The organism is Flavicella sp., from assembly GCF_029238425.1.
Classification (GTDB): domain Bacteria; phylum Bacteroidota; class Bacteroidia; order Flavobacteriales; family Flavobacteriaceae; genus Flavicella.
Map to the genome: position 1 here is coordinate 1 of NZ_JAQWGB010000057.1, position 10177 is coordinate 10177.

A 10177-nucleotide genomic window follows, 5' to 3' on the forward strand; every position below is an offset into this window, starting at 1 on the left:
TCCCAGTCCATACCGTTATATACAAAAGAAGAAGAGTTGTAACGTGAAGCATGATTTTTAGAAACAAAAATAGTATTTCTATCAAAATTACATTTGACATTGACATTTCCATGCATGGTTATGACATATGGAATGTTAAAATCATTTAATCCACCTGGATCTGACTGAAAATGAACAACATCTGCATCTTTTGGAACTTGTTCTAAAATTGAAATATCATCATTTATTTGAATAACTTCAGCAAATTCAGATTGAGAACCTTTACCCGCTAAAAACACAATTGTATGTCCTTGTTTCGCTAATTCTTTACCCAAGTACCAAACCACTCGTTGCGTTCCTCCATAAAGAAGTACCGGTAGTTTACTTTTACAAACAATAACAATCTTCATGTGAACAAGAATTAAATTTACAGAAAAACGATAGAATAATTATTCTCGATTCCTTCAAACAAAGGTAAATATCCTACCCTTACAAAACACAATCACGCGTAGAAAAACCTATTAAAAAAAGGCAACGAATATTATTCGCTGCCTTTTTTTTAAAATTTCATATTTTTAAATAAAATCTAATCCAAATCCTCAATTACATTTTTATCAATATTGATTTGAGATTCACCGTGGTAACTGATATCCATACCTTCTAATTCGTGTTTCTCATGGATACGAGCTCCACCCGTAATTTTTGCAACTACAACAAAAACAACATAGGTTGCAACTGCAGAATAAATAATCGTTGCTCCCACAGATTTCAACTGTAAAAGTACCTGCCAAGGATTTCCATCAATCAGTCCAGCTCCATCAGGGTTTACCACTGAAGTAGCAAAAACACCCGTTAAAATTGCACCAACAATTCCAACCAAACCGTGCATACCAAAAGCATCCAAGGTATCATCATGTCCTGTAAATGATTTGAATTTTACAACTCCCCAATATCCTACAATACTACCAACACCACCGATAACCAAAGCACCAGTAACATCAACAAATCCAGCTGCTGGTGTAATCGCAACCAAACCAGAAACAGCACCCGAAGCGATACCAATTAAGGTAGGTTTTTTAACAATTTTCCATTCGATAATCAACCATACCAAACCACCAAAACAGGCAGCTACGTTGGTTGTTAAAATTGCATTGGCAGCAATTCCGTTCGCTGCATAAGCAGATCCTCCATTAAATCCATGCCATCCGAACCACAACAAAGCGGCTCCTAAAATCATCAATTTAATTGACGATGGTTTTCTTTCTTCATCAAGGTGTAATCTTTTCCCTAACAATAACGATAATACCAAACCAGCAACCCCCGCATTCACGTGAATAACCGTACCTCCGGCAAAATCTAAATCTCCGTGTAAGAATCCATCAGATCCCCATACCCAGTGACAAATTGGAGCGTAAACAACAATTACCCAAACAAAGGAAAAGATTGTCCAAGTAGAAAATTTTACTCTTTCAATAATAGATCCTGAAACGATGGCAACAGCTATTGCTGCAAAAGTTCCTTGGAACATTACGTCTAATAGTAATGGAATTCCGTCTCCATCAGTTGGCTTGATTCCATGTAATAAAAGGTAGTCAAAACCTCCTATAAATGCATTTCCTTCAGAGAATGCGAAACTATACCCAATGATTACCCAGGCAATGATTCCTGTACAAAATGAAACAAAGGACATTCCAATAGTATTCAATACAGATTTGTTTTGAGTTAACCCAGAATAAAATAAGGCCAAACCTGCTGGCGTCATCATCATTACAAGTGCAGTAGACATTAACATCCAAGCAGTATCCCCAGAGTTAATGTTATTTGCTGCCGATGCAGAAAGCGTGGAACCTCCTAGTAACAAAACGGTTAACATTATTAATTTTTTCTTCATGATTTTTAATTTAGTTCGATTTATATGATAGTTTCTATGAGCGACAAAACTACATGTTTTATTAGAGATTATAAAAACTCACTTGAAATTTGATGAATTTCCTTGTATCAATTTCTTCAAAATAATTGTAATATTGTATCAATTCAAACACCTTTACGTTGAAATTTATTCTTTTTATACTTTGCAGTTTTCAATTGCTTTTTGCACAAAACACCAACATGATAAGACCTGACTTTCTACAAACTGGAGATACCATTTCTATTGTTGCTCCTTCCGGCATTATCAAAAACGATGCAAGTATTTATGAAGCAGCAGATTTGGCAAGATCATGGGGCTTGACTGTTGTTATTGGTGAGCATGTTTTTGATAAATACCATCACTATGCTGCAACAGATAAAAATAGAGGCGCTGATTTTCAAGAAGCTATAGACAACCCCTCTATAAAAGCCATTTGGTGCGCAAGAGGTGGTTATGGGGCCGTTAGAATTATAGACGACTTGGATTTTACGGAATTTAAAAAAAATCCGAAATGGGTTATTGGTTACTCAGACATCACCGTTTTTCACAATCATATTCATACGTTGGGAATTGAAACCTTACATGGTATGATGCCCGTTAATGTGGAGTTTCCAAAAGAAAAAACGATAGAAAGTGTAAAAACTCTAAAACAAGCATTATTTGGAGAATTAGAAAATTATGCCGTCGCATCCTCAAAATTTAATGTTGAAGGTACTGCAAAAGGATCTTTAGTTGGAGGAAACTTAACCCTACTAGAAAACCTATTGGGAACAGCATCAAGTATCAACACCCAAGGAAAAATATTATTCATTGAAGAAATCGGTGAGTATAAATACCATATTGACAGGCTATTGCAAGGGCTCAAAAGAAATGGATATTTTGAAGACTGTGCGGGAATTATTGTTGGTGGTATGAGTCATATCAAAAAAAACAGTCCCTCCTATGGAAAAAGTATTGAAGAAATTATTTTAGAAGTGTTGCCTGATAAAAATATCCCTGTTGTTTTTGATTTCCCGGCTGGACATGATCCTGAAAATAGAGCTCTTTATTTAGGTAGAAACATTGAACTTACTGTCACAAAAACAGAAGCAAGTATTTCCTTTGAAGATTAAAATTACGGCCATCTCTAAGAAATAGCCGTATTAGAATTTAAATAAATAAAATAGGCTCATCATCATCGTCTTCAACATCATCATCCATTAAATGTGGTTTTGGGTATAACGTATTGGTAACTTTGTCAATATAATTTAATAGGTTTTTCTCTAAATAAGTATCAATTGCTGTAGCAATTTTTCTGATTGTTTTCATAATTAATTTATTTTTTCTCATAAAAAAAGACGCCTAAAAAGCGCCTCTACAATTCATAAGAAATTAATAGTATTTCTAATTGGTATTATAAAGGCTGGTGGATTGGCATACAAAATGCTTCTTTTTAAAAATTGTGACATTTGACATTTGCATTGCTTTTACTGTTGATGTACGTACTTGTGTGTTCATAGTTAAAAATTTAAAGTTGATAAAATTGCACAAAAAAAGCGTCCATTTACATGGACGCTTTTCGTATTGGATAGATATCTTTTTATCACATATCATCATACAGTTTCGTCCTTGACACTTGGTTTTTCACCATGTTCAATCGAATTACGTGCTTACAAAAAGCAACTAAAACTGATGTATGTGTATTATTATTTTTCATCTGAGTTACAAATATTAAAATTTTTAAACTGATTCACAACAGGTTATACTAAAAACTTAAAAATTATTTTTTATTCCTTTAAATAACAAGATCCAATATTCATTATCTTCGTGCGAAAAAAAATGATTGCTAAATATTCTATGAAAATCTTTTCCCTATTACTTCTTTTAAATTTTAGTTTTTTATCCGCACAATGGAAAACGGCAGCTTCCAATAAAATTGTAAATGATGTCATCATTACATACTCTGTTATATATGAAAATGATTTATCGGAAAGGCAAAAAAAATCTTCTTCTTATATCAGTGAAATAGTAGTTGCATTCAATAAAAACAAATTGAAAGAAATGCGCTTTGGGACAACTTCTGGGCAACAAAAATTTTACTTTTTGGATTATAAAGAAGAAATTTTTTATAATTGTATGGAAACAAGTTCTTCAAAAGCAGCTATTTATGATGCTTTTAAAAACCCATACAAAGAGGCCACTTTACAAAAAGGAAAAACTAAAAAAATAATTGGGTTGCCCTGTGAAGAGTATATTACTATTGTTAAAGGAGTCCCAACAAAAATTTACAGCACTCAAAAATTTGGGTTGAAATTTGTAAAACAGTTTGATATACCTGGTTTTCTTTTGGATTATACATCTTACGATAAATATCTAGGAAGATATAGAGTTGTGGCTCAAAAAATAAATTATGCCAAACTACCAGAATCTTATTATTCATTAGATAAATTCACGAAGATCACTAAAGAGCAATATGCTGAAATCAGAAAAAAACCAAGTGAAAAATACAAAGACCTTTATGACAAAATGATTGGGTCTAAAACTCCAAAATATAGGTTTAGAACAACAGAAGGTGAAAAGATTAGTACTAAATCAAATGAAAATAAAATAGTTGTTCTTAATTTTTGGTTTACAACATGCCCACCTTGTAAATCTGAAATTCCTCATTTAAATGATCTAAAAGAAGAATTTGCAGACAATCCTGACGTGGTATTTTTAGGAATTGCCTTAGACGATAAAACGAAACTAGAAAATTTTATTAACGACCATCCATTTGCCTATAGCTTAGTTTCAGACGGTAGATATGAAGCAGGTATGTTTAACGTTCCTGCCTATCCAACCAATATTGTTATTGATAAAAAAGGGATTATCAAATATTATAAAGTAGGTGGACTCTCTAAAACTGCTACCAGAGCACTCTCTTATAAAATTGACGATTTATTGGAAGAGGAATAGTTTTGTAATATTTCCAAGACTAACTCTACCTCATCTCCTACAGAAAAACTAGGTAATTGTTTGGGCTCCTGAATCCATTTTTCAAGAAATTGAGCAATCCTAGCTTTGATTGTTTTCTGATTCAGATCTTCCTGCATCGCTAAAAAATAGTTTGACCATAAGGGATGATACAACGTTTTGATCAACCCACTCATGTCATAATTTGAGGCTATTATTTTTTGAGTAAAGATCTGTTCTATTAACTTTTTATCGGCAGCTGTTTTTCCTAAGGCTTTAACTTCTGAAAGATATACCCCGAAAGAAAACTCATTTCTAGTTGCCAAAACGTTTTCTAAGTTTTGGAGTATTGTTAAAAATTCTTGACTATGCTGTAAAAAAGATATTGAATCTTTAGAATGTAGATCTTCTTTTATTTTTTGATAAGTACTATTACTTGATAACACCAATATTTCTCTCAAAACATCCACAATATCCAATCTAAAATGATCAGATTTCCCTATAAACTCCCTATCCTCCAATAAATAATTCAAAGCCACATATAGTTCTTTTGGATCTGTATCCTTATAATTATTTTTAAAATCACCCTTAATTATACATTTATAAGAAGCACTTTTATTTCCTCTCAAATAAAAATCTTGTTTTTTTAAAAATGTATTGTAACTCTTCAAAATCTGTAGGGACTCCGTTGCCCTTGCTGACACAGCCCCATATCTTTCAAAAACAAAATCATCAATGGCTTTTTTTCTGTTTTCAAGAGCTTCAATTTTATAAAAAATTCTGTTTTCTTGAGTTTTAGCCAGTTCCTTAAGATAATTTGAAACAAGATTTTCAAGCACTTCTGAGGAGCTAGTTTTTTCAAGCACAACTTCCCTATTTTTTTTTATAAACACATTCTTTTTCTCGGTTTTTTTCTCACAAGAGAAAACACAAAAAAGAGTGATTAAAAAAAATACCTGTTGTTGAAATCGCAGCATAAAACAGTTCTATATTGGCTAAAATACTGATAAAAACAGCGCTAAAAAAAGCTCCTTTCATAAAGTCATTTTTTTAAACTTCAATTCAAAAATCTATTCGATATTTGCAACATGAAATTATTGGTCAAACAACGTATTGCTATTGGAGTCTGTTTTTTTCTAACCGGAGTCTGTTTTTCTAGCTGGGCCTCAAGAATTCCAAACATCAAAGACCTATTCGCATTCAACGAAGCCCAATTGGGAAACCTATTAATGGTAATGCCTATAACTGCCGTCGTTGGTTTGCCCTTTTCTGGTTGGCTGGTTTCTAAATACAATACTAGGGGTCCTTTATTTATTTCTTTTTTTATTTATAGCCTATCGCTTTTGGGAATTGGAATGGCATCTGAACTTTGGATATTGATACTTTCTTTGACAGGATTTTCTTTTTCTCTTCGATTGATCAATATTGCTATGAATACTCAGGCAGTGACTTTACAAAAAAAATTCACAAAAAAAATAAACGGTGCCTTTCATGGATTTTGGAGTTTGGGTGGAATTTTTGGCCTCTTATTTTCAACACTGATGATAAAATATAATGTTGACATAAAATTGCATTTAGCCTGTATCGCTTTATTTACCATTATCGCTATTTCAATAGCTTATCCTTATCTTCTTAAAAACGACAGACCAAAAACAGGAAATAAATTAATTTTTGGAAAGCCTGATCCTTTTGTCATGTATCTTGGATTGATTGTCTTTTTTGCCGCTGTTTGTGAAGGTGGTATTTATGATTGGAATGGGGTTTATTTTAAGGAAGTTGTTAAAGTAGAATTGTTTACCGCAGGATATTTGTCCTTTATGATTTGTATGACCTTGTCTCGTTTCTTTTCGGATCTTGTGATTGATAAAATAGGCATAGAAAAAACTTTTGTTCTAAGCTCGCTACTTATTGTATTTGGAATAGGAATCACTATTTTATTTCCTTTCTTTTGGCCAGCACTTGTTGGTTTCTGTATTACAGGGTTAGGAGTATCCACCTTATTTCCAATGACTTTTTCATTGTCTGGTGAATCTAAAAAATATTCTCCAGGAATGATCATATCCATTGTCTCCACTTACAGTATTGTGGGAATGCTAATTGGACCTCCTTTAATAGGGTATGTGGCCTATATCTTTGATTTAAGAAAATCGTTTATCATATTTATTATTTGTGGTATCATGTTTATTCCGATCTCTAAATTGTTTTTTAGGTTGCCTAAATAATTTTGATAAAAAACCAAGAAATTTGACGTAAGCCTTATAAACATTAACGAGAGGTAATACAAAGGTTAAGTAGAGACTCTTTATGTCAAGGAAACATTAAATGGAATAAAAAAATATAATTTCTCTTTTATTTTAAGAATATATTATTATATTAGCAGAACAATTGTAATATTTACAATTAATCCAACAGGTTTTGAGAATCTATTACCCCCTTTCGGATTCAAAAAAAATCAATTGAATTTAGAATCTATTACCCCCCATTGGATTCGGTTAACAAATTAAAAACTCCCACTTAGTTGTGGGAGTTTTTGTTTTATACATCTCATTGAATTTCCGTATCTTAAATAAGAAATGGCGGATCATAATGAATTTGGAAAACAAGGTGAGCAGATGGCGGCAGACTATCTCATAAAAAAAAATTACATCCTTCTAGAAAAAAATTTTAGGTACAGAAAAGCTGAAATTGATCTAATTGCTAAAAAGGACAATGAAGTTATCATTGTTGAAGTAAAAGCAAGATCCAATGATTATTATGGAAACCCACAGGACTTTATCAATCAGAAAAAAATAGAATTGTTAGTAGAAGCTGCCAATCATTATGTCATAAAAAATGATTTGGATGTGGAGGTGCGTTTTGATATTATTTCTATTTTACAAAAGAATGGAAAAATCCATCTAAAGCATTTGGAAAATGCATTTCTACATTTTTAGTGCTTCAAAACTCATCCAGATATTTTATAAAATTCAGTTTTGTATTTTTACCTCAAAAATTCTAACAGACCAAAAAAATGCTATACAGAATATTTAAATTCCTTTTTTATTTTACGACCAGGGCTTATTTCAGATCCTTATATATTAAAAATAAAGAGGTAGTTCCAGCCAAAGGCCCTGTTGTTTTTGCAGTAAATCATACCAGTGCTTTTATGGATCCCATTTTATTGGCTACTCATATAAAAAGACAGCTTTATTTTTTATCAAGAGGAGATGCCTTTAAAAGTGGTTTTTCTAAGTGGCTTTTTCCAAAGCTACATATGATTCCTGTCTACAGGCCAGACCTTTTTCCAAATGACACCCATAAAAACAAACAAGTATTTGAAAAGTGTTTTGAGCATTTAGAAAACAAAAAAACAGTGATGATTTTTCCTGAAGGAATTAGTGAAACCGTACGTAGACTTAGACCCATAAAAACGGGGATTTCAAGAATCTCGTTAGTTGCTGAAGAAAGAAATAATTTTGAACTAGGCGTTGTGGTGATTCCTATTGGAATCAATTATTCTAACCCTCATCATTTTAAAAGTGATGTTTTTGTAAAGTTTGGAGATCCTATTGATATCAAAGATTATAAAGACCGATATTTTGAAAACAAAAAACAAACTGTATTAGAATTAACAGAAGACATAAAATCTAGCCTAGAGAAGGTGACGGTCAATATTGAGAATAAAGACCAAGAAAAAATCATTCAACAAATAGAAGTTCTATACAGAAGTAGACATCGAGAAACAAAAACAGAGGGACATAAAGCTCCTATAGATTTTTATTTATCTCAGGACATTGTAACCGCTGTCTCCTATTTTTCAAAAAACAAACCAGAACAATTAAAAAAATTAGAAGAAAAAATGACTTCCTATTTAACCAACTTAAAAAGGCTAGGCATACGAGATACCCAAATTAGAAATGAGAATTTAATCCTAAAGGATCCGAAGACGATATTCTATTTTATTTTTGGATTCCCATTTTTCTTGTATGGATATATTTTCAACTTTATTCCTTTTAAAAGTGCAGAAATCTTGGCAAAAAAAATCCCTGTACGAGCTGATTTTGTTGGCTCTATGAAACTTGGTTTGGGAATGTTTATTTTTCTTATTTGTTATGTAATCATGACAATTACCTTAGGTGTTTATACTAATTTTGGTTGGGCTATATTGTTTTTGCTAACCTTGTATCCTGTTGGTTTGTTTACCATAAATTATATCAAAGAATATTTTCAAGTACGAGGTTCTTTAAAATTTTTATTTCTTAAAAACAGAAAAAAGCAATTAATTCAAGATTTAAAAGTGACTAGAAAAAATATTGTACACGAACTAGAGTCAGGGAAAACAGAATTTGAAAACTACCTCGCAGACCAAAAAAAATAATTTATTGATAACATTTCGTGATTCAGCCGTACATAAAAATTTGATATCTTGACGCTATAATTATTGAAACCATGAATTTATTTGAGCCTAACAAATCTTTTCCTCATAGGTTACTTTTCATAATTTGCTTGATTTCCAATACAATTGGTTTTTCTCAAGAAAAGGAAAATTCTTTTAAACTTGGCGGTTTATTATTTGGAGATCTTTACCATATTTCACAACACCACTTAGAGGATGACATAGGAAAAACGGAGGCTGTTTTAAGAAGAGCTTATATCACATTTGATGCTAAAATTAAAAACAAATGGTTTGCCAGAGTCAGAACAGAAACCAATCAAGATGGTGATTTTGGTGTCTATAATTATGAAACCGATGTCAAAGATTTATTTGTTGGATATACCAATGGCCGACATAAAATTATCTTAGGATTATCACCAACCAAAACCTACGACCTGATTGAAAAAATTTGGGGTATGCGATATCTATTAAGAACTCCTATGGATTTGCAAGGAGTTGCCAGTAGAGATTTTGGTATTGCTGTAGATGGAGCCATTGATAAAAAAGATCGATTTTTTTATCGTTTTATGATTGGAACCGGACAAAATTTTGGAAATGAAACGGGTGATGGAACCAAATCAATGCTTGGGTTTACCTATAAAACCAAACAAAATTATTATTTTGATGTATATGCAGACTATGAACGTTTGCCAGGAGAAAAAGATAGAAGCACCTATCAAGTCTTCTCTGGTTACAAATCTGAGCATTTAAGATGGGGAGTACAGTATTCTCATCAATTCAGACAGTTGGACCCTGCGTTAGAGTTAGTATCAGGATTCGTTGTAAAAAAGATTCATAAAAATATCTCTGCCGTTGGTAGAATTGATAGAATTATGGAACCGAGTCCAAATGGAAATAACATCTCCTACATTCCTTTTGACCCAAGTTCAAAAGCAACTTTATTTATCCTTGGAACAGAAATACCTATCACCTCCTATTTCCTG

Annotated in this window: 9 protein-coding genes and 1 pseudogene; 6 read left to right on the plus strand and 4 right to left on the minus strand. The window is 32.1% G+C overall.

Features of this window, described 5'->3' with window-relative positions:
* Positions 1-389 (minus strand): annotated as a pseudogene (locus P8H68_RS03915) (glycosyltransferase family 4 protein); the annotation flags it as partial.
* A gap of 176 nt (positions 390-565) precedes the next feature.
* Positions 566-1870 (minus strand): ammonium transporter, encoded by a 1305-nt coding sequence (locus P8H68_RS03920; protein WP_300321878.1) that lies wholly within the window; start codon positions 1868-1870, stop codon positions 566-568.
* A gap of 218 nt (positions 1871-2088) precedes the next feature.
* Between P8H68_RS03920 and P8H68_RS03925 the strand changes: the two genes are divergently transcribed.
* A complete protein-coding gene (locus P8H68_RS03925; protein WP_300321880.1) occupies positions 2089-3000 on the plus strand; it encodes an LD-carboxypeptidase in 912 nt (303 codons plus the stop codon).
* A 37-nt stretch (positions 3001-3037) separates the two neighbouring features.
* On the opposite strand, the gene P8H68_RS03930 is transcribed toward P8H68_RS03925, so the two are convergent.
* Entirely contained in the window at positions 3038-3196 is a 159-nt protein-coding gene (locus P8H68_RS03930) for a hypothetical protein (protein WP_300321883.1), read from the minus strand.
* 528 nt (positions 3197-3724) lie between these two features.
* Between P8H68_RS03930 and P8H68_RS03935 the strand changes: the two genes are divergently transcribed.
* Positions 3725-4822, plus strand: coding sequence for a TlpA disulfide reductase family protein (locus P8H68_RS03935; protein WP_300321887.1), 1098 nt, complete (start codon positions 3725-3727; stop codon positions 4820-4822).
* Here P8H68_RS03935 and P8H68_RS03940 read toward each other — a convergent pair.
* The gene (locus tag P8H68_RS03940; protein WP_300321890.1) at positions 4789-5685 is read right to left on the minus strand and encodes an alpha-N-acetylglucosaminidase C-terminal domain-containing protein; all 897 of its coding nucleotides are present in this window, start codon (positions 5683-5685) and stop codon (positions 4789-4791) included. The two genes, P8H68_RS03935 and P8H68_RS03940, sit on opposite strands and share 34 nt — an antisense overlap.
* 222 nt (positions 5686-5907) lie before the next feature.
* On the opposite strand from P8H68_RS03940, the gene P8H68_RS03945 reads away from it, so the two are divergent.
* From P8H68_RS03945 to P8H68_RS03960, 4 genes are all read left to right on the plus strand, one after another.
* The gene (locus P8H68_RS03945; protein ID WP_300321893.1) at positions 5908-7041 is read left to right on the plus strand and encodes an MFS transporter; all 1134 of its coding nucleotides are present in this window, start codon (positions 5908-5910) and stop codon (positions 7039-7041) included.
* Between the two features lie 351 nt (positions 7042-7392).
* Entirely contained in the window at positions 7393-7752 is a 360-nt protein-coding gene (locus tag P8H68_RS03950; RefSeq protein ID WP_300321896.1) for a YraN family protein, read from the plus strand.
* A gap of 77 nt (positions 7753-7829) precedes the next feature.
* Complete coding sequence (locus P8H68_RS03955; RefSeq protein ID WP_300321898.1) at positions 7830-9176, plus strand: lysophospholipid acyltransferase family protein; 1347 nt, start codon at positions 7830-7832, stop codon at positions 9174-9176.
* A 71-nt stretch (positions 9177-9247) separates the two neighbouring features.
* Positions 9248-10177: hypothetical protein (locus P8H68_RS03960; protein WP_300321901.1), on the plus strand; the 930-nt coding region annotated here is incomplete at its 3' end.

Coding starts and splice junctions, on each gene's coding strand:
- P8H68_RS03920 (WP_300321878.1), bottom strand. CDS start 1,870: ATGAAGAAAAAATTAATAATGTTAACCGTTTTGTTACTAGGAGGTTCC.
- P8H68_RS03925 (WP_300321880.1), top strand. CDS start 2,089: ATGATAAGACCTGACTTTCTACAAACTGGAGATACCATTTCTATTGTT.
- P8H68_RS03930 (WP_300321883.1), bottom strand. CDS start 3,196: ATGAAAACAATCAGAAAAATTGCTACAGCAATTGATACTTATTTAGAG.
- P8H68_RS03935 (WP_300321887.1), top strand. CDS start 3,725: ATGAAAATCTTTTCCCTATTACTTCTTTTAAATTTTAGTTTTTTATCC.
- P8H68_RS03945 (WP_300321893.1), top strand. CDS start 5,908: ATGAAATTATTGGTCAAACAACGTATTGCTATTGGAGTCTGTTTTTTT.
- P8H68_RS03950 (WP_300321896.1), top strand. CDS start 7,393: ATGGCGGATCATAATGAATTTGGAAAACAAGGTGAGCAGATGGCGGCA.
- P8H68_RS03955 (WP_300321898.1), top strand. CDS start 7,830: ATGCTATACAGAATATTTAAATTCCTTTTTTATTTTACGACCAGGGCT.